We start from the raw sequence: 25,082 nt of genomic DNA on the forward strand, positions 1-25,082 counted from the left end.
TATCGACTATCGCTAATGACGCACCGCGGACGTCCACGCGCCCGCGATGAGCCGGGATCCGGCGGGTGTCGGGTGCACGCCGTCGGGCGCGAGCCCGGCCGGATCCCGCCCCTCGGCCGCCTGGGCGAGCACGTCGTGCAGCGGCACCCGCAGCGCGTCGAACTCCGCGGCGAGGCGGGCCACGGCCGCGCGCTTGTCCGCGAGCTCGTCGAGCCAGGCCCGCTGCTCCGGGCGCACCGGGAGCAGGTACGGCTCCATGAGGACGAGCCTCGGCGCGCAGGTCTGCACCGCGCGTTCCAGCAGCCCTCGGTACGTCTGCTCGAACACCCCTGTGGGCGTCGGATCGTCGCTGTCGAACCGCCGCCAGACCTCGTTGATCCCGACGTACACGGTCAGCAGCTCCGGCCTGGTCGGCAGAAGATCGACGCTCCAGCGCGCCTCGAGGTCCGCCACCCGGTCTCCCGCGACGCCGAGATTGCGCACGATCGCGCCCTCCGCGATCAGGCCCGGCGCCAGCAGCGACACGTAGCCGTCGCCGAAGGATCCGGGATCCGCGCGGTCGCGCCCTGCGTCGGTGATCGAGTCTCCGATGAACGTCACCCGCACCGGGGCACCTCCGCTTCGTCTTGCTTGATCTTGGGCCGCACCGAGACGTCCAGCGTGGTCGACTGCCCCTCGTAGGCGATCGTCAGCACCTGGTGCGGGCGGACCTTGCTGCTGTCGAATCCGCTCACCATATCCTCCGCGACCTGCGCGGTCGTCAGGGTGCCGTCACTCCAGCGCACGCCCAGCAGCATGCCGGTCACGTCCAGCGCGTCCCCCACCACGTAGCGGGTCTTCGGATCCGCGTCGGCCGCCCAGCAGATCCCGGTGATCGTCGCGGGCGGAGGCGTCGGCCGCACGGCGAGGGTGTTGGTCTTGGCGTAGTGGTAGACGTTGAAGAACCCGTCCGCGCCGATGCGCAGGTTCTGCCGCGCATCGAGCGTGTTCCACACGGTCTTGCCGTCCACCCGCAGCACCACGCGGGTGCCGCCCGTCTCCTTCACGGCGCCCACCTCGATCCGATGCGTGCTGTTCGGCGCGATGACCGTGTTGGGGATCACGTCGAGCATCGTCTGCCCGGGAGACCAGCTCTGCAGCTCGAACGTGTCCTGCTTGACGAGGAACAGATAGCCGGTGTTCGAGTTCTGCCACGCCGGGATCCCGGTCTGGTCCGATCGCACCTGGAACCCGTACCAGCCGCCGTCGAAGGCGCCGAAGTCCGCGTCGAACTGCAGCAGTGCGTCGCCGAAGCGCTCGGCCTTGTAGCCGTGCACGCCCTGGCCGGTGATCGTCACGCCGGCGTCGCCGACCGAGATCACGTCGGATGCGCTCCAGTTCGCGGCGTCCTTGAGCTGCGCATCGAGCCGCACCGTCGGGTAGGCCGCGTCGGCCACCGTCACGGCGACCGCCGCGGTCGCCGCCGGCTCCGCCACGCTCGCGGCCGTGATCGTGGTCGCTCCCGCGCCGACCGCGGCGATGCGGCCGGTCGCGTCGACCGTCGCGATCGACGGATCGGCGCTCGTCCACGCGACGCGCAGGTCGCTCGCATCCTCCGGCGCGATCTTCGCGGCGACGCTGCGCCGCTCTCCGACGTTCATCGAGACCGAGGCGGCGTCGACGGTCAGTCCGGTCACCGGCACGGCGGAGATCGAGAACCCGATGTCGTCGACGTCGAGCGAGGGATAGCCCTCGACGTAGAAGCCGACCCGGCCGGCGGCACCCGGCGCCGGATCCGCGCCGTCCAGCACGAGCGTCCCGCCCACCGAGATCCGGATGCGGCCGTCCTGCACCGCCATCCGCACGTGCGAGGTCTTGCCCGCGGGCAGGGCCTGATCGGCCGGGAGCACCTTCTCGGCGACGACCTTCCACGCGTCGTCGAAGATCGTCCAGGTCGGGCCGGCGGCGGCGTTGCGGTAGCGCACGTACCCGCCGCCCTTGCCGTTGCGGTCGTAGATCACGAACCCGGATCCCGCCGGCGCGGCGCCCGCAGGGGTGGTCACGTCGAGGTCGAGGACGAAGGAGGTGAAGTCCCGCGGGAGCACGGCGTTCGCGCCCTTCACGATGCGATAGACGTGATCGCCCGTCCCGTCGTCGACGACCTTGCGGTTCGGATCGGTCGGCCACCCGTTCGACCCCGACTCGAAGTCGGTGAAGTGCAGCACGCCGTCGCCCTCGTCCACCGTCACGGCGACCGTGGCGGTGAGCGCCGGGTTCGACGCGGCCGTCGCGGTGACGGTGGTCGTGCCGGGGGCGGCCCCGGAGATCGTGCCGTCGGCCGCCACCGTGGCGATGGCGGGATCGGCCGAGACGTAGGTCGCCTTCGCGTCGGCCGCGTTCCACGGGAGCGGAACGGCGGCGGCGCGCACGTCGTGGCCGACGTCGACGCGCACGGCGTCGGTCGGGAACGCGATGCCCTCCAGCGCCACCCGGTCGGGCGACTGGGACTGGCCGACCTTGCCCTGCAGGCCGATCTTGTCGAAGGCGATCGCCTGGAACCCGGGGATCTGCGCGAACACCGCGGCATCGGGCTTGAGGCGGTAGTCGCCGTGCGCCGCATCCACGAAGCCGGGGTCGGAGGTCGCGACCAGGTTGGTCTCGTAGTTCAGCAGGTTCTTGCCGTCCTTGGCGCCCTGCGCGTTCAGGCCCGACGGCTTGCGGTTCGGGTTCCACACCACGTTCTGCGCGAAGGTGCTGTGGTCGGGGAAGTAGTGGTCGTCCTCGAAGAAGTGCGCCAGCTCCGGGTACTTCTCCAGGTAGGGGGTTCCGACGAAGTCGTGGTTGTCGGCGAACACCTGCTTCCACGCGGGCATGTAGTCGCGGTCGACCACGTTGCCCTCCTGGTTGCCCATCCACTGCTCGTAGTTGTCGTAGGGCACGAGGTTGTCGATGAAGACGTTGTTGCGCGCCTCGATGTAGTCGGCGGACCCGCTCTTGATGCCCGAGTTGCCCATGTTCACGAAGACGTTCTTCGTGATCTCCAGATCCCAGGTGAAGTTGTCGGCGTAGATCCCCTCGACGCCGGCCATCCCCACCCCGATGTCGTGGAAGTAGTTCTCGCGGAACACGTGACCGCGCTGCTGAGGCGTCTTGCCGGAGTTCATGTAGATCGCGCCGAGGTCGTGGAACTGCTTGCAGACGTCGTACACCTCGTTGCGCTCGAACAGGTGGTCGTTGCCGTAGACGATGATGCCCGGATGCGGGGCGTCGTGGATCTTGTTGTTCTTGGCGACGTTGCCGACGCCGTCGAACATCACCCCGGGGTTGTAGGCCTTGTGGTAGTACGCGAAGTCGGCGATCTCGGAGTTCTCCACGCGGTTGCGGCCGGGAGCGAGCGTGGTCTTGTCGCCGCCCTGCAGCACCACGCCGATGCCGCCGATGTGCGTGAGCCTGCTGTCCGTCACGGCGTGATCCGTGCCCCCGCGGTTCACCGGGATGCCGTCGTAGGTGTAGCGGCCCGGCGAGTTGATGAGCACGCCGCCGTCGGAGAAGTTGCGGATGTCGCTGTGCGAGACCGTCACGTGCGAGCCGCCGAGGATCACGGCCGCCGTGGCGCGTCCGTACTCGAGGGCGAGGTCGTCGAAGGTCACGTAGGAGGCGCCGTCCGTGCGCAGCATCGGGTCCTTGAGCGTGGTCACCGTGATGTCGCCGCGACCGGCCGTGAACGCCGCGTTCGGCATCAGGTAGAGGACGCCCTTGTCCCGGTCGATGTAGTACTCGCCCGGCGTGTCGAGCTCCTCGAGCAGGTTCTGCGCGAAGTGGAAGTCGGGGAACCAGCTCTTCATGATCCCGCTCATCTCGCCGTAGCGGAGCGTGATCGTCTTCTTCTCCGTGTCGATGGACTGGATCCTGTTGTACGACCACTCCCAGCTGTAGCCGAAGATTCCGTCGAGCCACACGTCGCCGGCCTGGGTCCAGTACTTCGGCCGGTCGTAGCCGTAGGTGAACGTGCCGCCGCGGTCCTGCAGGTCCGCGTCCTTGCGCGTGGGGCCGGGATCCACGATGTCGCCCATCTGCACCGTGGGCTTGGCGGCGTCGGCGTTCGGCCAGCGCGCGAGCGTCATCCCCTGCCCCTCGATGTAGAGCTCCATCGGCGGCGTGGTGCTGACGTCGTTGGCCTTCCAGTAGCCGTGACGGCTGAGCTGGCCGTAGTCGGTGAGCCCCAGGGCGCGCAGGTCGATCTGCCGCACCTTGTCGCGCGCCGAGGTCTCGACGATGCGGTCGCGCACCGCCGGGTCGGTCACGCCCGTGAACCCGTCCTTCGGCAGGGTCCGCCCGCCGGAGAGCGTCGCCCGCTCACCCGGGTAGGAGCGGTACGTGATGGGCGCGTCCGCGGTGCCCGAGTCCTGCGCCCCGAGCTGGAACGATGCGTCCCGCTGATACGTCCCCTGCCGGAGGTAGACGGTCGTCCCTCCCGCCGGCAGGGATCCTGACCCCTTGAGCGCGCGGATGCGGTCGCGAGCCCCTTCGAGCGTGGCCAGGGGCGCATCGATCGCGCCCGAGGCGGCGTCGTCGCCTCCGGGCGCGATGTAGAGGGCGCCGTCCGCGGCGGCCGCTGCGGACGCGGCGCCCGCGGAGAGGGCCGTGCCGAGCAGGGCGGCGAGGGCGAGTGTCGTCAGTGCACGCTTCATCGCGTCTCCGATGTCTGAGAGGGGTGCCGCGGGGCGGCGTCTTCACAACCCTTCGGACACTAGCGCAATCGATAATCGACTATCAAGCATCGATCCATTGAAGAGGAGCCGAGGAAGAGAGGTGAACGAGCGCATGTCACAGATTCTTTCAATTCACATCAACTGCGCTCGTTACCTGATCGTGATCCGGTCGTGTTGACGTGAACACAACCTGCCGGAAATACTGAGGACTCGAGCCGGAAACCCCCGATCCCGCTCTCCCGCTCTTCCCCGGTCAAGGATGCCCAAGATGACAGAAGCAATCAGCTCTTCACGGAAAACAACAGGCGCGAAGCCTCGTCGCCTCAGTGACGGGATGTTCGCGTTCCTGCTCACCGTGCCCGGGCTCGCCCTGCTCCTCGCCGTGGTCGTCTATCCGCTGATCACGGCGCTCGTCACGGCGTTCTTCAAACAGAGCCTCGTCACCCCCGGGCGCGAGTTCGTCGGACTGCAGAACATCATCGACGTGCTGCAGGGCGACTTCTTCCGCCTGCTCGGCCAGACGCTGGTGTTCACGCTCGGGACCACGATCGCGCCGTTCGTGATCGGCTTCGGCCTCGCGCTGGCGCTCAGCACGAGGATCCGCGGCACCAAGGTGCTCCGCGGCGTCATGCTCATCCCGTGGCTCATCCCCGGGGTCGTGGTCTCGTTCCTGTGGATGTGGATCTTCAACGCCAACTACGGGGTGATGAACGCCCTGCTCGAGGGCGTCGGACTCATCGACGAGCCCCAGGCATGGCTCGCGCACCCCGCGACCGCCATGATCGCCGTCATCGTCGCGAAGACGTGGCAGTCGTTCCCCTGGATGATGGTCATGCTCCTCGCCGGCCTGCAGACCGTGCCCCACGAACTGCACGAGGCGGCCGAGATCGACGGCGCGGGCACCGTGCGCCGGTTCTTCTCCATCACCGTGCCGCAGATGCGCGGCATCATCGGACTCGTCCTGCTCCTGGAGTTCATCTGGAACTTCCAGCACTTCGACATCATCTACGTGCTCACCGGCGGCGGTCCCGCCGGCGCCACGCAGACGTTCGCCACCGCGGTGTACGAAACCGCGTTCACGGGCTTCGACCTCGGCCATGCCGGAGCGATCGGCCTGCTCTGGATGATCCTGCTGCTCGGCCTCGTCGTCGTCTACGTCCGCTTCTCGGAGAGAGGGGAGAAGCGATGACCGCCGTCCTCGAGCAGCACGCTCCTGCCACCACGACCACCACCCCGCCCGCTCCCCGCCGCCGTCGCCTGCGCAGCGACCGCCGCGCGGTGAAGGTCAGCGCCTGGATCGCGATCGTGATCTTCGGCGGGTTCGCGCTGCTGCCGGTGTACTGGCTGCTGGCCACCTCGCTGACGCCGCGCACGCAGGTGTTCTCCTATCCGCCGCGCCTTTTCCCGAGCGAGATCACGTTCGACGCGTACGCGGCCCTCGCGGCCAATCCGGCGCTGTTCGGATACCTCCGCAACAGCATCGTCGTCTCGGTGATCACGGCCGTGCTGTCCGTGATCGTCTCGGCCTACATGGGCTACGCGTTCTCGAAGTTCCGCTACCGGGGCCGCCGCAGCCTCATGTACTTCGTCCTGGCGTCGCAGATGTTCCCCCAGGCCCTGCTGCTGATCACGCTGTACGCGGTGTTCTCGGCATACGGCCTGCTGAACACCTACACCGCCCTGGTGCTCTCGTTCACGACCTTCACGCTCCCCCTGTGCGTGTGGATGCTGAAGGGCTTCTTCGACACGATCCCGGACGAGCTCATCGAAGCGGCCAGGGTCGACGGCGCCTCCCGCCTCCGGATCATCCACTCGATCGTGATGCCGCTGGCCGCACCCGGCCTCGTCGCTGCCGGCCTGTTCGCGTTCGTGCGCGGCTGGAACGACTTCATCTTCGCCCTCACCCTCGCCGGCCCCGACAAGCAGACCCTGCCGCCGGGCCTCGTCAACACGTTCATCGGAGAGGCCTCGACCGCGTGGCCCGAGCTGATGGCCGCCTCCCTGGTGGTGTCCCTCCCGGTCGCCATCGCCTTCATCGCCCTGCAGCGGTACCTCGTCGGCGGACTCACCGCCGGCGCCGTCAAGGGCTGACCGCACCCCCTCGAAGAAGAGAGAATCGCATGACCTCCACCCCCATCTCCCGCCGCCGGCTGCTCTCCCTCGCCGGGCTCGGCGCCGCCGGCATCGCGCTCGCCGGCTGCATGCCCAGCGGAGGCGGCGCCGCCCCCAGCGCGACCCCGTCGGGTCTCGCTGCCGGATCCTTCACGCCCGCCGGCTTCTCCTTCGCGAGCTGGTCGCTCACCGAGGAGGCCGCTGCGCCGGCCATCAAGGCCCTGCTGGACGGCTACAAGAGCACGCAGAAGGTCGACATCGCCGAGGTCTCGTTCCCGTACAACGAGTACTTCAAGCAGCTCATGCTGCAGGTGCGCGGCGGCCAGTTCACCGGCGCCGCACACGTCGACGTGGCCTGGCTGGCGTCGCTGGCGGCCCTCGGCAAGCTGCAGGACGTGTCCGGGCTCACGAAGGATCGCGGCTACACGGCCGCGGCGCTCAAGGCGGCGCAGTTCGACGGCGTGCAGTACGGCTTCCCGTGGACGATCGGCGCGATCGGCCTCGTCACCAACTCGGAGCTGCTGGCGAAGGCCGGCGTCGACGAGTTCCCCGTGACGGTCGACGACTACGAGAAGGCGCTCAAGAAGCTCAAGGCGCTCGGCAACGGGCTGATCCCCTATGCCGCCTCGACCAAGGCCGCGCAGCTGAAGGACATCCTCATCTGGATGCAGACCTTCGGCAGCCCGCTGGTGAAGGACGGCAAGGTCGCGATCGGCGACGACGAGAGCGTCGAGGCCGTCACCTGGTACAAGTCCCTGTACGACCAGGGCCTGATCGCCGCCGACGTCGACCGCTTCGACGCGCGTTCCCTGTTCTCGCAGGGCCGCACGGCGATCTACGACGATGCGCCGGTCGGCCGCGGCGCGGTCACCAAGGACTCCCCGGACAAGGATCTCGCGAGCAAGCTGGTCCCGCAGTCGCGCCCGGTGCTGAAGAAGGGCGACACGCCGCGGGCTCTGGTCTGGGGCGGAGCGATCGTGGTCGTCGGAGACGACAAGGGCACCCGCACCGCCGCCGACTTCGGCCAGTGGTCCACGAGCGACCTCGACGCCGTGCTCGGCGACTACAAGCTGCGCGGTCTGCCGCCGGTCACCAACGAGGCGCAGTCCTCCTCCGAGGTCGCCGCCGACGCCTTCGGCAAGCGGTTCGCCGAGCGGATCACCAAGACCGCCACGACCAACCCGTTCTGGGTGTATCCGCAGTACGCGCAGATCGAGACCGTCGTCGCCGAGCGCGTGCAGGCGGTGCTCGTGGGCCAGCAGAGCCCCCAGGACGCCATGTCGCAGGCCGGCGAGGCCGCTCAGAAGCTGATCGGCTGAGGCCCCCGATGACTCCTCGCACCTGGGCGGGCGTCGCGGCCGCAGCCGCTGTGACGCTCTCCGTGCTCGCCGCTCCCGCCGCGGGCGCGGATCCGGCCTCCCCGTCCCTGGAGACCGTGCCGGTCACCGTCGACGCCTCGAACCAGTCCGGCTGGTGGAACCCGCTTGCCGTGGTCGGCGGCACCACGTACTTCGCGTACAACGTGACCGCCAACACCGGCCGGCACCAGGTGCACCTGGCGGCGCGCGCCGCCGACGGCGCCTGGACGACCGGATGCCTGCGCACGTCCGCGGGGGCCTGCGCGGACTTCCTCGACGACAACGGGCACAACCAGCCCTCGATCGTCGTGGACGGATCCGGTCAGATCCATGCGTTCGTCTCGATGCACCACGAGCCGTGGCACTACTTCCGCTCGACGGTCGCGGGCGACGTGACCTCGCTCGTCGACGTCAGCGCCGAGATGCCCGACCAGGGCGCCGCGATCTCCTATCCGGTGACCGCGCCCGGCGCGAACGGCGACGCCTGGCTCATGGTGCGCGTGGGAGCGGACCCCCAGGGCCGACGAGACGGCGTCCTGTACCACTACACGCCCGCGACCGGCACGTGGACGCGCGAGGCGGTGATCGCCTCCGCCGTGGGCTATTCGTTCTACGCCGACGACCTCACCGTCGACGACAGCGGACGCGTGCACATCCTCTGGGAGTGGGGGCCGTGGCCCGCCGGACCCTATCGCCACCTCGGCTCGTACGTCGTCTACGACCCGGCCACCAAGGTCTTCCGCGACGTCGCAGGCACGGCGCTCACGGCGCCCGTCCGGCCGACGGATCCGGGCGCGACGGTCTGGCGCACCTTCGCCCCCGGGGAGACCGTGAACACCGTCTCCCCGGACGCGCCCGCGGTGCAGACGGCGAAGATGGCGATCGCCGGCGGACAACTCGTGGGCGTCTCGTATCGCTACGCGGAGCAGGGCTCCACGGCGTTCGACGTGCACTGGGCGACGTGGAGCGGCACCGGCTGGACGGACCAGACGCTGATCGACACCCACGCCCTCGGCGGCGGGATCGACACCATCGCCGCCGTCGACGCCACCCGCTCCGGATCCGAGACCCGCGTCTACGCCGTGCTGTCGATGCCGGACTGCGGCACGGCGCGCAGCCAGGTCGTGATGCTTTCCTCGACGGGCTCGGCGTGGTCGGCGACGGCGATCGGCGCCCCGGTGTCCGGGCAGCAGCGCCTGCGCGCCGCCACGGCGGCCGACGGCGGCGACGTGCTGTACCTCTCCGCACCGGAGAAAGGCACGCTGACCTACGGCCGGGTGCCGCGCACCGGCACGACATCGACCGCGACCGTGGCCGACGTCGTGGCCGGGATCCGCGGCGACTCCGGCGGTCAGAACCTCGCCCGCACGGGAACGGCGACCGCCACGTCGCAGCTGCGCGCCGACACCGGTCCGGAGCGCGCGATCGACGGCGTCTGCACCGACGCGAGCCGGTGGATCTCCTCGACGACCGACGCGCACCCCGTCTACACGGTGGCCTGGGCCCAGGCGCAGCCGCTCGAGCTCGTCCGGGTGCGCAGCGGCTACTCGGTCGGCGACCCCGCCCTCTCCGTGCTCAGGGACTTCCGCGTCGAGGTGCGCACCGCCGCGGGCTGGACCCCGATCGGATCGTTCACGGGGAACACCGCCACCACCGTCACCGCGAACGCCGGCGGGGCGACCGCCGACGCGGTGCGCCTGGTGATCCAGACGCCGTCCGCGTCGACCACCAACGTGGCGCGCGTCTACGAGGTCGAGGCGATCGCCGCCACGCCCTGATCCTCGGGCGGGCGCCGTCCGCCGGCGCCCGCCCGTCCCTCCGTCATGCCTACCGATGTGAATCCAGAACCTCCAGGAGCAGAACCCATGCGCACGCAGACCGTCGATGCCGACATCGTCGTCGTCGGAGGAGGCCTCGCCGGCGTCAGCGCGGCCGTGGCCGCGGCCCGACTCGGGCGCCGTGTGGCGCTGATCAACAACCGGCCCGTGCTCGGCGGCAACTCGTCGTCGGAGGTGCGGGTGTGGGTGTGCGGCGCGACCGCGCACGGCAACCAGCGGTGGGCGCGCGAGACCGGCATCATCGGCGAGCTGTACCGGGAGAACCAGTACCGCAACCCCGACGGCAACCCGATCTACTGGGACGACGTGGTGCTGGACACGGTGCGCCGAGAGCCGAACATCGCGCTCTTCCTCAACACCGAGGTCGTCGATGCGAGCGCCGAGGGACCCGACGACGCCCGCCGTGTGCGCTCGGTGACCGGATGGACCCTCGGATCCGAGATCCGCACGACCTTCCGCGCTCCCTTCTTCCTCGACTGCACCGGCGACGGCCTCGTCGGCGCGCTCGTCGGCGCACGGCACCGCCTCGGCAAGGAGGGCCGTGACGAGTTCGGCGAGGACTGGGCTCCCGAGGAGCCCGAGCGCGAGTTCCTCGGCTCGACCCTGCTCTTCTACACGAAGGACGCGGGGCACCCCGTGAAGTACGTCGCCCCGGAGAGCGCGAAGGACATCACGACGACGCCCATCCCGTCCTCGCGCATCATCCGCTCCGGCGACAGCGGCGCGCACTACTGGTGGATCGAGTGGGGCGGCCGCCTCGACATCGTCCACGACAACGAGCGGATCCGCGACGAGCTGCGCTCGGTGATCCTGGGCATCTGGGACCACATCAAGAACTCCGGCGAGTTCGACGCCGACACCCTCACGCTGGAGTGGATCGGGAACCTGCCCGGCAAGCGGGAGTACCGCCGCTTCATCGGCGACCACACGCTCACGCAGAACGACGTGCTCGCGCAGACGTCGTTCGACGACGGGGTGGCCTTCGGCGGCTGGTCGATCGACCTGCACCCCGCCGACGGGATGTACGCCACCGGCGCCGGGGCGCTGCAGCGCTTCAGCGAGGGCGTGTTCGAGATCCCGTTCCGCTCCCTGTACTCGGTGAACGTCGAGAACCTGCTCATGGCGGGACGCAACGTCTCGGCGACGCACATCGCGTTCGGCGCCGCGCGAGTGATGGCGACGTGCGCGGCGATGGGCGAGGCCGCCGGCGCCGCCGCCGCGATGTGCGTCGAGCACGAGGTCACGCCGCGCGAGCTGCACGCGACCCGTCGCTCAGAGCTGCGGCAGCTGCTGCTGCGGGCCGACGCCTCCCTGATCGGCGTGGAGAACGAGGATCCGGACGACCTCGCACGCACCGCGACCGTCACGGCATCGTCGACCCGCTCCGTCGTCGGCGCCGAGGCGCCGGATCCCGAGGCGCACGCGCTCGTCGACGATCTCGGACTCGTGGTGCCGGTGCACCCGCGCCTGGACGCCGTGCACCTGCTGCTGTCGGCGGACGAGGACACGGAGCTCACGGTCGAGGTGCATTCCACCGGTCGCCGGCAGAACGTGATCCCCGCGCGGCTCGAGCACCGCACGACCGTGCGGGTGCCCGGCGGGGCGCCGGCCTGGATCCGGGCGGATGCGGCGTTCGCGCCGGAGGCGCCCGAGAACGCCGTCGTCGTGCTGCGGGCGAACCCGGCCGTCCGCGTGCACCTCACGGAGAAGGGAGTGCCCCTCGCACCGGGCGTGCTCACCCTGGTGCACCGCGCCGACAACGACGACCAGAACGTGCAGATCAGCCAGGACGAGCTGCTCGTGCAGTGGCCGACCAAGCCGCTGCGCGGCCGCGCCGTCGTGTTCCGTGCCGAACCGGAGAGCGACGCGCTGGCCCCTCAGCGCGCGGTGTCCGGCTTCAACCGGCCCTTCGGCGGCCCGAACATGTGGGCCTCCGCTCCCCTCGCCGACGGGCCGGCCTGGCTGCGGCTGGACTGGCCGCAGCCGGTCGCCGCCCGCGAGATGCGCCTCGTCTTCGACGACGACCTCGACCTCGAGCTGAACACGCTGCACCACCACCGCAGCCCCGACGAGATCCTCCCGCAGCTGGTGCGCGACTACCGCCTGGAGGTGCAGCGGGCCGGATCCGACGACTGGACGGTCGTCGCCGACGAGACCGCGAACCGACATCGCCTCCGCGTGCATCCCGTGCCCGCCGAGGCCGGGCCGTTCTCCGCGGCCCGCCTCGTCATCACCGCGACGAACGGCGCGCCCGAGGCGCGCGTGGTGGCCTTCCGGGTGCAGTCGTGACCGACGGCGCTAACGTGAGGGGCACCGGTCGAGCACGCCCGGTCCGTCGCACGATCACCGGGAGGTCCGTGATGCGCTCCTCCGATCCGCATCGACCCGAGGCGCAGCGCTCCGTGCCCGTCATCCGCGCGCCGCGCACGGGCCTGATCGCGCTCGCGGTGCCCAACCTCGAAGAGCCGTACTTCGCCGAGCTGACCTCCCTGCTCGTGCGCCGCGCGGACGAGCGGGGGCTCGCGGTGCTCATCGTGCAGACCGAGGGCGATCACGGTCGCGAGATCGCGGTCGCCGACGGCGTGGGACTCCCCCCCATCGACGGCCTGATCCACATCCCGCGCTCGCTCACGGTCAGCGATCTCACCCGGCGCACCTCGCCCGGCCCCCTCGTGCTGCTCGGGGAGCACATCCAGACGAGCCCGTTCACGCACATCACGATCGACAACCGCGCGGCCGCCCGTCTCGCGACCGAGCACCTGCTCTCCGACGGCCGCCGCCGGATCGCCTTCATCGGACGCCGCGACGCCCGTCCGTCCGATGCGGCCGACCGCCGTCATGCCGGCTACGTCGAGGCGCTCGCGCACGCCGCCCTCCCCGCGGATCCCGCCGCCGTCGCCCAGGTCGCGGCGTTCACCGCCGAGGAGGGTGAGCGCGCCACCGCGGAGATGCTCGCGGCGCTCCCCGACCTGGACGGCATCGTGTGCGCCAACGACTCGATCGCGCTCGGCGCGCTCGTCGCCCTGCATGCCGCGGGGCGCGCCGTGCCCGCCGACGTCGCGGTCACCGGGATCGACGACATCCGCGCCGCGCGCTTCGCGATCCCCGCTCTCACGACCGTCGCGCCCGATCACGAGCAGCTCGTCGACGCCGCCTTCACGGAGCTGGAGCGTCAGCTCACCGCCCCGCCGGGCGCCGACCTCCCCGTGCGACACGTCACCGTCGGGATCCGTCTGATCGAACGCGCGAGCACCGTCTCCGCCGCGGCCGACGACGCGGCTCCCGCGCGCCGGGGCGGCGCGCGGCGATGAGATCCGCCCGCTCAGCTCACGTGGTCGCCCGCGATGAGCAGCTCGCCGACGTGCGCGCCGAGCTGCTCCCTGGCGGTCTGATCCAGCCCCGCGTCGATCACGAGACGGTCGATGTCGCTGAGGTCCGCGATCGTCGTGAGGCCGACGAGACCCCAGCGCCGATGATCGGCGAGCACCACGACCTCGCGCCCTGCGGCCATGAACGCGCGGTCCGTCTCCGCCTCGAGCAGGTTCATGGTCGTCATCCCGGCCTGCACGTCGAGTCCGTGCACGTCGAGGAACACGATGTCGCAGTGCAGCTGCTCGAGGGCGCGGACGGCGACCGGCCCGACCAGGGCCTGCGCCGGCGTGCGCACTCCCCCGGTGAGCACGACGGTCTGCGTGTACGGCTCGTCGGCCCGGTCGGGGCGCGCGAACAGATCCGAGACGCCCAGCGCGTTCGTCACGATCGTCAGCTCCGGCACGGCGGCGAGCGCTTCGGCGAGCGCGAGCGAGATCGCCCCGCCGGAGATGCCGACGGCCATGCCCGGTTCGACCAGGCCGGCCGCGAGGGCCGCCACCTCCCGGCGCTCACGCGACACCGACGCGGCGGGGGCCCGGACGGATGCGGCGCCGAGGGCCGCCCTGACGCCTCCGCGCACCTTGCGCACGGCGCCCTCGTCGGCCAGGAGGTCGATGTCGCGGCGGATCGTCATCGGGCTCACGCCGAGAAGGCCGGAGAGCTCCGGGATGGTCGCGGTGCCGTGCTCGCGGACGTGCGCGAGGACGCGCTCACGTCGCTCCGATACCAGCACCCGCGCTCCTTCCGATCGAGGCTCCAGTCTGCCACGTGCGCACCTCGCCGGCCGGTCCCGGGCCGCGCGCGAACCGCATGCTCCCGGCGCGAGACCGCCGCGACGTCGTCCGGACGGAGCCGCCGATGAGCGCCCCCGCCCCCTACGACGGCTGGTTCCCCGACGCTCCCCTCGACGGCACCTACGGCTTCGACCTGCCCGCGCTGCAGGCCGTCGCGCCGGTCGCCGCGCCGGACGGCTTCGGAGCCCGCTGGCAGGCCTGGCGCGCGGCCGCCGCCCGCATCGACGCCGACCCCGTGATCGTCGCGCAGGGCGAACGTGACGGCAGGAGCCTGTCGATCGTGGAGCACACCGGCGCCGACGGCACGCGGCTGCGCGCGTGGGTCGCCCAGCCCCTCGACGTCCCGGCGGAGATCGCGCTCGTGCACGGGCACGGCTACGGCGGGCGGGACGAGCCGGGCTTCGCGCGTGTGCCGGACGACGCGGCGGTGATCTTCCCCGTCGCGCGCGGCCTGGGCGCGCTCAACGCCGGCGTCGGTGCGCCGCCCGTGCGGGACGAGCACGTCATCGCGGGGATCGAGGATCCCGAGCGCTTCGTGCTGGGCCTGTGCGCCCGCGACCTCTGGCTCGCCGCGGACGCGCTGCTCGCGATCACCGGACCGCTCCCGCTCGCCTACGTCGGCGAGAGCTTCGGCGGCGGCATCGGCGCGCTGGCGCTGCCGTGGGACGATCGCTACGTCGCGGCGACGCTCGTCGTGCCGAGCTTCGGCCAGTACGACGAGCGGCTCGCGGTGCCCTGCCTCGGCAGCGGCGAGGCGATGCGCCGCCACGTGCGCGCGCACCCCGAGGCCCGCGAGGTGCTGCGCTGGTTCGACGCCTCGTCGGCGATGCTCGCCAACCGGATCCCGGTGCGGGTGGAAGCGGCCCTCTGGGATGCGAACGTGCCGCCGCCGGGACAGTTCGCGATCGCCCACGCGGTGGCGCAGTCGGCCGGCGCGCTGGAGCTCGCCGTGCTGCCCGCAGGCCATGCGGAGTACCCCGGCCGCGACGGGATCACCCGGTCGGCCGAGCGCGCGGGCCTGGCGCATCTGGCACGAGCCCGCCGAAGGGAATCGCCCTCTGCTCGCCGTTTCGAGGAGCGGAGCTCGTCGTCTTCGGGGCCGTTCGGGAGCGGACATCGCTCCTTGAGCGGAGAGCCTCCCGGCTACCCTCGATGACATGACCTCCGACTGGACCGGATCCGCCATCGCCCTGCTCGAAGCGGATGCGAATCGCAGCGCCGACACGCACCTGCACGTGTTCCCGCTGCCCGCGGAGTGGGGCGTCGACCTGTACCTCAAGGACGAGTCGGTGCATCCGACCGGATCCCTGAAGCACCGCCTCGCGCGCTCGCTGATCCTGTACGGCCTCGTGAACGGCCGCATCCACGAGGGCACGACGCTCGTCGAGGCCTCGAGCGGATCGACGGCCGTGTCCGAGGCGTACTTCGCGCGGATGCTGGGCCTGCCGTTCGTGACGGTCGTGCCGCGGTCGACCAGCCAGGAGAAGATCGACCTCATCGAGTTCTACGGCGGCCGCTGCCACTTCGTGGACTCCGGCGCCGCGATGTACGCCGAGGCGGAGCGGCTCGCCTCCGAGTGCGGCGGCCACTACCTCGACCAGTTCACCTACGCCGAGCGCGCGACCGACTGGCGGGGCAACAACAACATCGCGGAGAGCGTGTTCAGCCAGCTGAGCCGCGAGCGCCACCCGATCCCGAGCTGGATCGTGGTCGGCGCGGGCACCGGCGGCACGAGCGCCACGTTCGGGCGCTACGTGCGCTACCGCCGCCACGACACCCGCATCGCGGTCGTGGATCCGGAGGGCTCCGCGTTCTACGGCGGCTGGCGCAGCAGCGATGCGTCGTTCACGACCGGGACCCCGAGTCGCATCGAGGGCATCGGCCGGCCGCGCGTCGAGCCGTCCTTCGTGCCCGGCGTCATCGACGAGATGATCCCGGTGCCCGATGCCGCGTCGATCGCCGCGATCCGGCTGCTGAAACAGCGCACGCTGCACTGGGCGGGCGGCTCCACCGGGACGAACCTCGTCGGCGCGTTCCAGCTCATCGCCCGCATGCTGCGCTCCGGCGAGCGCGGCAGCGTCGTGACCCTGATCTGCGACGGCGGCGCCCGCTACCTCGACACGTACTACTCCGACGAGTGGGTCGCCGCGAAGGGCTGGGATCTCGCTCCGCACCGCGCACGCATGGAGCACTTCCTCACCACCGGGGAGTGGGCGGAGGACTGATCCCTCCCCCCGCCTGTCGACGCGCCGGGGCGCTCTGGTCGCACGATCCCCGCTCCCCTACGCTGACGGCATGACCACGCTCATCCTCACCGTCGTCGGATCCGACCGCCCCGGCCTCGTTGCGACCGTCGCCCATATCGTCGACGAGCACGGCGGCAACTGGGAGAACAGCCGGCTGGCGGAGCTCGCGGGGACCTTCGCCGGCGTGATCCAGGTGTCGGTCCCGATCGAGCGGGTCGAGGAGCTGCGCGCCTCGCTGAGCGGCCTCGAAGGGCTCCTCACGATCGCCGTGCACGCCGGATCCGGATCCGAGCCGGCAGAGGCTCCGCAGGAGCTGTCGATCCGGGTGCTCGGCAACGATCAGCCGGGCATCGTGCGCGAGATCTCGGCGGTCCTGAACGCGAGCGCCCTGAGCATCGAGAGCATGACGACCGAGACCCGCGACGCGGCGATGGCCGGCGGGCGGCTGTTCGAGGCGTCGATCCTCGCCCGCATCCCGGCGGAGGCGGATCCGGAGGCTCTCCGCGGAGCCCTGGAGCGGATCGCGCACGACCTCCAGGTCGACATCACGGTCGGCTGAGAGCGTCCCCGGCCGTTGAGCGAGGACGCCGAAGGCGACCGAGACGAAACTCCTCGCTCGACGACCCCGAAGAGTCGTCAGACGAGCCGCTCCTTGGGCGATACGTCGTAGGTGTCCTGGGGGTCGTCGTTCACGACACCCGCGAGCGCGTCGTCGATCGCCGCGAGGGTGTCGGCGTCGAGCACCACGCCCGAGGCCTTGACCGTGTCGGCGAGCTGCTCGGGCCGGGACGCGCCGACGAGGGCGGCCGCGACGTTTTTGTTCTGCAGCACCCAGGCGATCGCGAGCTGCGGCATCGTGAGCCCGGCCTGCGCCGCGATCGGCTTCAGGCGCTGCACGGCCGTGAGGATGTCGTCCTGCAGGAAGCGCTGGATGAAGTGCGCCCCCGAGTGCGGATCCGTCGCGCGCGATCCCTCCGGCACCGGCTGACCCGGCAGGTACTTGCCGCTCAGCACGCCCTGCGCCATCGGCGACCACACGATCTGCGAGATGCCCAGCTCCTCCGAGGCCGGGACGACCTTGCCCTCGATCACACGATGCAGCATCGAGTACTGCGGCTGGTTCGAGATGAGCTGCACGCCGAGCTGCGTGGCCAGGGCGTGCCCCTCCCGCAGCTGCTCCGCGGTCCACTCGGACACGCCGATGTAGAGCGCCTTGCCCTGGCGGACGACGTCGGCGAACGCCTGGAAGGTCTCCTCGAGCGGCGTCTCGTAGTCGAACCGGTGCGCCTGGTACAGGTCGACGTAGTCGGTGCCGAGGCGCTGGAGGGATCCATTGATCGACTCCAGGATGTGCTTGCGGCTCAGACCGGTGTCGTTCGGGCCCTTGGGGCCGGTCGGGAAGTACACCTTGGTGAAGATCTCGAGGCTCTCGCGGCGCTGTCCTTCGAGAGCCTTGCCGAGCACGACCTCGGCGGCCGTGTTGGCGTACGTGTCTGCGGTGTCGAACGTCGTGATTCCGGCGTCGAGCGCGGCGTGCACCGTCTTGACGGCCGCGGCGTCCTCGACCTGCGAGGCGTGCGTGACCCAGTTGCCGTAGGTGATCTCGGAGACCTTCAGACCGCTGTTGCCCAGGTATCGGTAGTTGACCATGGCTCCAGCGTAGGCGTGACCGGACACAGCCGGGGCCGCCCGTGTCATCCTTCGTGACGGATCACTCCGACATCTGCTTGCGCAGCCAGAACTCCGTCTGGGCCACGTGTCCCGCCGCCGCCGCGGACGCCGCCGCAGGATCGCGGGCGATCAGGCCCCGCACGATCGCGCGGTGCCCGGCGTCCGAGAGGATCTTGAGCTGGGCGGCGTCCTCGTCGTCGAAGATCCGGTACTGGCGGGTGCGCGAGCGCAGCACCTCGAGGAGGCTGGTGAGCGCGGCGTTGCCGGCGAGCTCGGCGATGCGCATGTGGAACTCGTGGTCCAGACGCGACGCCTCGTCGTGATCGGGGCACTCGGCGATCCGCTCGACGAGATCGGTGAGCCCGGACAGCAGCGCGTCGTCGCCGCGGGCCGCCGCGATCGACGCCGCGTGCGCCTCGAGAGGCCGGCGGATCTCCACGAGCTCCAGGATCGCGTCGAGGGGCAGCACGTCCACGGTGAGCGAGAGGCCGCGGATCAGGTCGGCCGGGCGCAGGCTGCTGACGTAGCTGCCGGATCCGTGGCGCGTCTCCAGCACGCCGAGCGCGGAGAGGGTGCGGATCGCCTCCCGCACCGACCCGCGAGAGACGCCCAGCTGCTCGCCGAGCTCGCCCTCGCTCGGCAGTTTGTCCCCGGGCCTCAGCTCACCGTCGGCGATGAGGGCCCGCAGTCCGTGCAGGGCGGTCTCGCGAGCGCTCATGCTTCTCCTTCGATCCGTTCCCTTGAGTGTGCCGTTTCGCACGCGCCAGGGGTAGTTGTTCTACGACTAGGGCGAAACTTGATCGTAACAGTGGCTATTTCCAGGGTTTCATGCCAAAGTTGTGCGACAAGTCACCCCGTTCCCGACCGTGAGGATCCCCGCGCACCATGTCCGACGCCGACACGACCGTCCGCACCTCCGCCGTGCGCCTGGCCTCCTTCGAGCGCGCACGCGACGCGTGGCCGCTGGATCCGGCGATCGTGCACCTGAACCACGGATCCTTCGGCGCCGTGCCGCGCGAGGTCGTCGCGGCACAGGATGCGCTGCGCCGCGAGGCCGACCTCAGCCCCGTCGGCTGGTTCCCGCGGATCGCGGAGAAGGTCGAGGCGGCGCGGGCGGCGACGGCGCCGTTCGTCGGCGCGGACGCGGCCGACACGGCCTTCGTTCCCAACGCCTCAGCCGCCGCGACGGTCGTCTACAACGCGCTGCAGCTGACCGCCGACGACGAGATCCTCGTCACCGACCACGGCTACGGGGCCGTCACGATGGGGGCGGCCCGGCTCGCGCGGCGCTTCGGCGCCCGGCTGCGCACCGTGCCCCTGGGTCTCGTCGACGACGCCGAGACGATCCTCGCCCGCTTCGCCGAGGCGATCGGCCCGCGCACCCGCCTCGTCGTGGTCGACCAGATCACATCCTCCACCGCCCGCCGCTTCCCCACGGCGGAGATCACGGCTCTGGCGCACACGCGCGGCGCGCGCGTACTGGTCGACGGCGCGCACGCCCCCGGCCTCGTCGCCGACGCCGCGGTGGCCGGCGGCGGCGACTGGTGGTTCGGGAACCTGCACAAGTGGCCGTGCGCCCCTCGGGGCTCCGCCCTGTTCGTCACCCGCGCGTCGGATCGGGACGACCTGTGGCCGCTCATCGACTCCTGGGCGGCGGAGGATGCGTTCCCCGCGCGCTTCGACACCCAGGGCACGATCGACGCGACGACGTACCTCGCCTCCCCTGCCGCGATCGACTTCATCGAGCGCGAGCACGGCTGGGAGCGCACGCGGCGCACGATGACCGACCTCGCCGACGCGGGCGCGCAGATCATCGCCGAGGCGTTCGAGGCGTACTCGGACGAGCCCGCGCTCGTGGACCAGCCGATGCCGGTGCCCTCGATGCGGCTGATCCGGCTCCCGCTCGGAATCGGGAGATCGCGTGAGGAGGCCGACGCGCTCCGCATGCGGCTGTTCGACGAGGTCGGCGTGGAGACGGCGTTCACGAGCTTCGCCGGCGCCGGCTACTTCCGGCTCTCCGTGCACCTCTACACCGAGATGACCGACTTCGAGGCGTTCGCGGAACGCTGCGTCCCCCGCATCCTCGAACTCGCGCGCGCCTGAGCGTGCGGACACGACCGAACCTGCAAGACACCCAACGAAAGGACGTTCCATGGTGAAGCGCACCCGACTCGCCTCCATCGCCGGGATGGGCATCGTCGCCCTCCTGGCCCTCACCGCCTGTTCCGGCGGAGCATCGGGCGGAAGCGGATCCGCGGGCGGCAAGGTCACCCTCCAGATGGTGGAGAGCCTGACCAACCCCGACCGCACGAAGCTCATCCGCAGCCTGCTCGACGACTTCCAGAAGGCCAACCCCGACATCACCGTCAAGCTGGTCTCGCCGCCCACCGAGCAGGCCGACACCACGATCCAGCAGATGCTCCAGGCGGGCAAGGGCATCGACGTGCTCGAGACGCGCGACATCACGGTCGGGCCGTTCTCGAACAACCACTGGCTCTACGACATGTCCAAGGACCTGAAGAGCTGGGACGGCTGGGGCGAGCTCACCGACAACGCGAAGAAGGCGGCCGATTCCGGCGGCAAGACCTGGTTCGTGCCCTACGGCTTCTACGGGCTGTCGCTGTTCTACCGCACCGACCTCGTCAAGGACGCGGGCTTCGACGGCCCGCCGCACTCCTGGAAGGACCTGCTCGAGCAGGCGTCGAAGATCCAGGATCCCGGCAAGAACCAGTACGGCTACGCGTTCCGCGGCGGCAAGAACGCGAACTCCAACGTGGTCGCCGCGATCGAGGCCTACACGATCGACGACCTGGACACGTCGAACGCGTTCCTGCTCAAGGACGGCAAGACGATCTTCTCCTCGCCCGACGCCCAGCAGGCCGTCGACGACTACTTCGCCCTGTTCAAGAAGGCCTCCCCGCCGTCGGCCGTCTCCTGGGGCTACCCCGAGATGGTCGCGGGCTTCACGAACGGCACGACCGCGTTCCTCCTGCAGGATCCGGAGGTCATCGCGACCGTGTCGGCGTCGAGCCTGAAGAAGGACCAGTGGAGCACCGCCCCGCTGCTCGTCGGGCCCAGCGGCAAGGCGGCGCAGCCCCTCGCCGTCGCCGGCTGGGGCATCGCGCAGTCGAGCCAGCACAAGGAGGCGGCGGTCAAGCTCGTCGAGTACCTCTCCTCGGCGAACCCGGCGACGACCTTCGCCCAGAAGAACAGCCTCGTGCCGATCATCGCGGCGGCCGCGAAGGATCCGTTCTACTCGACCGGTCCGTGGACGAGCTACGTCACGATGACCGAGCGCCCCGACACCTACGTCAACGTCCAGCAGCCGCGCGGCGAGGCGTGGTGGACCGAGTGGATCCAGAAGTCCGACCAGGACGTGCAGAGCGTGCTCCTGGGCAACATGACGACCAAGGACCTGCTGAAGTCGTGGGACGAGTACTGGACCACGAAGTACAAGAAGGGCTGACGTCGTGACCTCGACCTCCGCCGCCGAGCGCCCGGCCGGTACGTCCGGCCGGGCCGCTCGGCCCGAGCAGGCCCGCCCCGCGCCCTCGGCGCCGGGGCGGCGCCGCCGGACGTTCCGCGCGCGCCATGCGCTGACCATCCTGGGCTTCCTCGCCCCGGCGATCGTCTTCGTGTGCTGGTTCACCTACTTCCCGATGCTGCAGGGCGCGCGCATGGCGTTCCTCGACTACAAGCTCTGGGACCTGACATCGACGCCTTTCGTCGGGTTCGACAACATCGCGCGGGTGCTCTCCGACCCGGTCTTCCCCACCGTCGCGGGCAACACCGTGCTCTGGGTCGTCGGCTCGCTCGTCCCGCAGTTCGTGATCGGCTTCCTGATCGCCCTGGCGCTGCGCCAGCGCTTCCGGTTCCGCGGCGTCTACCAGGCGCTCGTGTTCTTCCCGTGGGCGGTCTCGGGGTTCCTGATCGGCATGCTGTTCCGCTGGATGTTCAACGCCGAGTTCGGCGTCGTCAACGACCTGCTCATGAAGGCGCACCTCATCTCGGCGCCGCTGCCGTGGCTCGCCGACCCGAAGCTCGCCATGTTCGCGGTGATCCTGGCGAACGTCTGGTACGGCGTGACCTTCTTCGCGATCATGATCCTCGCCGCGCTCCAGTCGGTGCCGGACGAGGTGCTCGAGGCGGCCAGCCTGGACGGGGCGGGCAAGGCGCGCCAGCTGTTCTCGATCGTGATCCCGTACATCTCCACGACGCTGCTCCTCACCGTGCTGCTGCGGGTGATCTGGATCTTCAACTTCCCCGACATCATCTGGGCGATGACCGGCGGCGGCCCCGCCAACCGCACGCACATCATCACCACCTGGATGATCAACTTCACGCAGCAGGGCGACTACGGCACCGCCAGCGCGATCGGACTGGTCGTCGTCGCCGTGCTGTTCGTGTTCTGCGCGTTCTACCTGTTCGCGATGAGGAAGGCCACCCGATGACCGCGACGATGACCCTGACGACGGGACGCGCGCAGGCCTCGCGGCCGGTGCGGCGCTCGCGCTCGCGGATCACGGCGGGCGGGGTGATCAAGGTCGTGGGGCTCGCCCTGTGGCTGCTCATCACGCTGTTCCCGCTCTACTGGATCGTGCTCACCTCGTTCAAGTCGCCGCAGACCGTGAACCGGTTCCCGATCGAGTACTGGCCGTCCGAGCCGTCGATCGAGAACTACACGCGGCTCTTCTCCGACGCGAACTTCGGGGTCTTCCTCGGCAACTCGGCGCTCGTCTCGCTGGTCGCCGGGGCCACCTCGACGCTGATCGCCCTGCTCAGCTCGTACGTGATCGCGCGCTTCGAGTTCCGCGGCAAGGGCGCGGTGCTGATCGCGTTCCTGCTGACGCAGATGATCCCGGCCTTCATCGCGCTCGGCCCGCTCTACACGATGATGACCGACCTCGGTCTGGTCGACGGCAAGTTCGGCCTGATCCTGGTCTACATCGCGGTGTGCATCCCGTTCTCGACGGTGATGCTGCGCGGGTTCTTCGAGAACGTGCCCGACGCGCTCGAGGAGTCGGCGATGATCGACGGCTGCTCGCGGCTGGGAGCGCTGTTCCGGATCCTGGTCCCGGTGATGACCCCCGGGATCATCGCGGCGTTCATCTTCAACTTCGTGAACTGCTGGAACGAGCTGTTCCTGTCGGTCGTGCTCATGCAGTCGGAGGAGAACCGCACGGTCCCCGCCGCGCTGAACGCCTTCATCTCGACCTTCAACGTCGACTGGGGCTCGATGTCGGCCGCGGCCGTTCTCACGATCCTGCCGACCATGGTGCTGTTCGCGGTCGCGAGCCGCTGGATCGTCGCCGGCCTCACCGCGGGCTCGGTCAAGGAGTAGCGCGCGACGCGAAAGGGCCCCCTCCCGTGCGATCGGAGGGGGCCCTTTCGTGTCGACTCAGACCCGAGCGGTCTCCGGCGACGCCGGATGCGCGGAGCCCGGGACCGGGTGCGCGGAGCCCGGCGCCGGGTGCGCGGAGGCGACGCCGGGGTGCGCGGGCACCGGCCACGACGCCGCACCGGACGACACGGCCCCCTGCGCCCGGTGCGGCTCGGCGGCGACCTGCGCGGGCACGGCCGCCGGCTCGGACGGTGCTGGGGATCCCGCCGGCATCGGGGACTCGCTCGTGTCCGCAGCCGCGGCGGCGGTCTCGGCCTCGTGCGCGTCGGCGAAGGCGCGATGCCGCGCCTCCTCCGCGATGATCGCGGCACGGTCGCGGTACCCCTTCGAGGTGACGCGGTCGAGCTCGACCTGCTTCGCGATGGCCTCGGCCTTCTCGTACAGGGAGGGATCGCCCCAGCTGGTCAGCACCTTCACGATCACCGGGAGCAGTTCGATCATGAAGAAGAGCGCCGCGATGAGCCAGTGCGCGAAGCCCAGGACCGGCTCCTTGGCGGACAGTCTGTCGAGCGCCGAGATCTGGCTGAGCAGGCCGACGGCGCCGGCGTTCGTGCCCGCCACGTCGGCCGCGCGGGCGTTGTAGGCGTCGAGCGCGGTCTTGTACGCCTGCTCCGCCGCCGGGATCTGGTCCTTGGCCTGCTGGCGGTTCTGCGCCTCGGAGGCCGAGGTCGCCGACTTCGACGAGCTGTCCGCCGACTCCAGGTCCGTGTTGGCCTGGCGCAGCTGCGCGGCGAGCGCGTCGTAGGTCTGCTGCGCCTGGTCGAGCTGCGACTTCGCGGCGGCCGAGCTCGCGCCGTCGCCCTGCACCCCGGTGCAGCCGGGCACGGTGCCCGCGCCCTGTCCGGTGAGCTCGCACTGGTAGAGCGCGCGGGCCTGGTCGATGACCTTCTGCTGGTCGGCCATCTGAGCCGTGACCTTGGCGACCGTGTCCTGCGCCGCCTTCTGCGAGGCCGAGTCGCTCGAGGTGCCCTTCACGATTCCGGTGGAGGCCTGGTTCTGCAGATCGGCGAGGCGCTGCGACGCGGCGTCGAGGGCCTTCTTCTCCGGACCGGTCGCGACGGCCTTCTGGTCGCTCTGCGCCTGCACCAGGTTGGTCGCGGTGACCTCGCGGGCGATGTCGTTGTGGAACGCCTGGAGCACGATCGGCTCCGCTACGACGAATCCGATGATGGCGGCCATCAGCACACGCGGGAGCGCGAGGCCGAGCAGCCGCCACACGCTGCGGGTGGACCGCATGGTCGAGGTGAGGAAGCGGTCGAGGTTGAAGATCAGCAGCGCCCAGACCACGGCGAGCGGGACCGCGAGCCACACCAGCACCTGCACGCCCGTGGTGAGGGCGAACAGCATCGACAGCGCCGAGACGAGCGCCGTGCCCGCGAGGACGAAGAACATCTGCACGAAGCGCGGCTGCTCGCTCGGCACACGGTCGAGGATCGCGCCGTCGGCGCCGCCGAGGATCGCGAGCCGGCGCCAGAACCAGCCCTGCGGGCGGGGCTGGCGCGGCGCCTTGGGCCGCTTCGGCGGCTTCACGGGCCGCGACGGCGCGACCGGGTCCTCCGCGGCGGCGAAGAACGCCTCGGCATCCGCGGGCGCGGGCTC

The 25,082-nt window shown here is 70.6% G+C and carries 19 protein-coding genes; 13 read left to right on the forward strand and 6 right to left on the reverse strand.

What is annotated here, in order from left to right; all coding sequences use genetic code 11:
• Positions 1-12: 12 nt before the first annotated feature.
• Both RL72_RS11355 and RL72_RS11360 read right to left on the reverse strand, forming a co-directional pair.
• Positions 13-600 (reverse strand): SGNH/GDSL hydrolase family protein, encoded by a 588-nt coding sequence (locus RL72_RS11355; RefSeq protein WP_248700456.1) that lies wholly within the window; start codon positions 598-600, stop codon positions 13-15.
• Complete coding sequence (locus RL72_RS11360; protein WP_045250959.1) at positions 597-4,670, reverse strand: Ig-like domain-containing protein; 4,074 nt, start codon at positions 4,668-4,670, stop codon at positions 597-599. The genes RL72_RS11355 and RL72_RS11360 overlap by 4 nt, the downstream gene beginning before the upstream one ends.
• A gap of 289 nt (positions 4,671-4,959) precedes the next feature.
• Here RL72_RS11360 and RL72_RS11365 point away from each other — a divergent pair, with 289 nt between their 5' ends.
• The 6 genes from RL72_RS11365 (at position 4,960) to RL72_RS11390 (ending at position 13,310) form a co-directional block, all read left to right on the forward strand.
• Complete coding sequence (locus RL72_RS11365) at positions 4,960-5,880, forward strand: carbohydrate ABC transporter permease (protein WP_156156783.1); 921 nt, start codon at positions 4,960-4,962, stop codon at positions 5,878-5,880.
• Entirely contained in the window at positions 5,877-6,782 is a 906-nt protein-coding gene (locus tag RL72_RS11370) for a carbohydrate ABC transporter permease (RefSeq protein WP_045250961.1), read from the forward strand. Before RL72_RS11365 ends, RL72_RS11370 begins: the two co-directional genes overlap by 4 nt.
• 29 nt (positions 6,783-6,811) lie before the next feature.
• Positions 6,812-8,122, forward strand: a complete 1,311-nt coding sequence (locus RL72_RS11375; protein ID WP_045250962.1) for an ABC transporter substrate-binding protein — start codon at positions 6,812-6,814, stop codon at positions 8,120-8,122.
• A gap of 8 nt (positions 8,123-8,130) precedes the next feature.
• Positions 8,131-9,939 carry a BNR-4 repeat-containing protein gene (locus RL72_RS11380; RefSeq protein ID WP_045250963.1) on the forward strand — a complete coding sequence of 603 codons (1,809 nt, stop codon included), beginning with the start codon at positions 8,131-8,133 and terminating at the stop codon, positions 9,937-9,939.
• Between the two features lie 87 nt (positions 9,940-10,026).
• Positions 10,027-12,288: an FAD-dependent oxidoreductase gene (locus tag RL72_RS11385; RefSeq protein WP_045250964.1), complete on the forward strand. Its 2,262-nt coding sequence runs from the start codon at positions 10,027-10,029 to the stop codon at positions 12,286-12,288.
• A gap of 71 nt (positions 12,289-12,359) precedes the next feature.
• Complete coding sequence (locus RL72_RS11390; RefSeq protein WP_045250965.1) at positions 12,360-13,310, forward strand: LacI family DNA-binding transcriptional regulator; 951 nt, start codon at positions 12,360-12,362, stop codon at positions 13,308-13,310.
• Positions 13,311-13,321: 11 nt separating this feature from the next.
• Here the strand turns inward: RL72_RS11390 and RL72_RS11395 are convergent, their stop codons facing one another.
• Positions 13,322-14,104 carry a DeoR/GlpR family DNA-binding transcription regulator gene (locus RL72_RS11395; RefSeq protein ID WP_045250966.1) on the reverse strand — a complete coding sequence of 261 codons (783 nt, stop codon included), beginning with the start codon at positions 14,102-14,104 and terminating at the stop codon, positions 13,322-13,324.
• Between the two features lie 125 nt (positions 14,105-14,229).
• Here RL72_RS11395 and RL72_RS11400 point away from each other — a divergent pair, with 125 nt between their 5' ends.
• The 3 genes from RL72_RS11400 to RL72_RS11410 all read left to right on the forward strand — a co-directional run bounded on the left by RL72_RS11400 (position 14,230) and on the right by RL72_RS11410 (position 16,970).
• The gene (locus RL72_RS11400) at positions 14,230-15,321 is read left to right on the forward strand and encodes an acetylxylan esterase family protein (protein WP_156156784.1); all 1,092 of its coding nucleotides are present in this window, start codon (positions 14,230-14,232) and stop codon (positions 15,319-15,321) included.
• 1 nt (position 15,322) lies between these two features.
• Complete coding sequence (gene cds1 / locus RL72_RS11405) at positions 15,323-16,390, forward strand: L-cysteine desulfhydrase Cds1 (RefSeq protein ID WP_045250967.1); 1,068 nt, start codon at positions 15,323-15,325, stop codon at positions 16,388-16,390.
• A gap of 70 nt (positions 16,391-16,460) precedes the next feature.
• Entirely contained in the window at positions 16,461-16,970 is a 510-nt protein-coding gene (locus RL72_RS11410; protein WP_045250968.1) for a glycine cleavage system transcriptional repressor, read from the forward strand.
• A gap of 77 nt (positions 16,971-17,047) precedes the next feature.
• On the opposite strand, the gene RL72_RS11415 is transcribed toward RL72_RS11410, so the two are convergent.
• Positions 17,048-18,061 (reverse strand): aldo/keto reductase family protein, encoded by a 1,014-nt coding sequence (locus RL72_RS11415; RefSeq protein WP_045250969.1) that lies wholly within the window; start codon positions 18,059-18,061, stop codon positions 17,048-17,050.
• Positions 18,062-18,122: 61 nt separating this feature from the next.
• Positions 18,123-18,800 (reverse strand): FadR/GntR family transcriptional regulator, encoded by a 678-nt coding sequence (locus RL72_RS11420; RefSeq protein ID WP_045250970.1) that lies wholly within the window; start codon positions 18,798-18,800, stop codon positions 18,123-18,125.
• Between the two features lie 167 nt (positions 18,801-18,967).
• Here RL72_RS11420 and RL72_RS11425 point away from each other — a divergent pair, with 167 nt between their 5' ends.
• The 4 genes from RL72_RS11425 to RL72_RS11440 are packed head-to-tail and all read left to right on the forward strand — an operon-like array spanning position 18,968 to position 23,423.
• Positions 18,968-20,185 (forward strand): aminotransferase class V-fold PLP-dependent enzyme, encoded by a 1,218-nt coding sequence (locus RL72_RS11425; protein WP_045250971.1) that lies wholly within the window; start codon positions 18,968-18,970, stop codon positions 20,183-20,185.
• Between the two features lie 49 nt (positions 20,186-20,234).
• Positions 20,235-21,548: an ABC transporter substrate-binding protein gene (locus RL72_RS11430; RefSeq protein ID WP_045250972.1), complete on the forward strand. Its 1,314-nt coding sequence runs from the start codon at positions 20,235-20,237 to the stop codon at positions 21,546-21,548.
• Positions 21,549-21,552: 4 nt separating this feature from the next.
• Positions 21,553-22,533 carry a carbohydrate ABC transporter permease gene (locus tag RL72_RS11435; RefSeq protein WP_045250973.1) on the forward strand — a complete coding sequence of 327 codons (981 nt, stop codon included), beginning with the start codon at positions 21,553-21,555 and terminating at the stop codon, positions 22,531-22,533.
• Positions 22,530-23,423 carry a carbohydrate ABC transporter permease gene (locus RL72_RS11440; RefSeq protein ID WP_082072332.1) on the forward strand — a complete coding sequence of 298 codons (894 nt, stop codon included), beginning with the start codon at positions 22,530-22,532 and terminating at the stop codon, positions 23,421-23,423. The genes RL72_RS11435 and RL72_RS11440 overlap by 4 nt, the downstream gene beginning before the upstream one ends.
• A 57-nt stretch (positions 23,424-23,480) precedes the next feature.
• Here RL72_RS11440 and RL72_RS11445 read toward each other — a convergent pair whose 3' ends face one another.
• Positions 23,481-25,013, reverse strand: coding sequence for a DUF4407 domain-containing protein (locus RL72_RS11445; RefSeq protein ID WP_082072333.1), 1,533 nt, complete (start codon positions 25,011-25,013; stop codon positions 23,481-23,483).
• Between the last annotated feature and the right edge of the window lie 69 nt (positions 25,014-25,082).

It is taken from the genome of Microbacterium azadirachtae, assembly GCF_000956545.1.
GTDB lineage: Bacteria > Actinomycetota > Actinomycetes > Actinomycetales > Microbacteriaceae > Microbacterium > Microbacterium azadirachtae.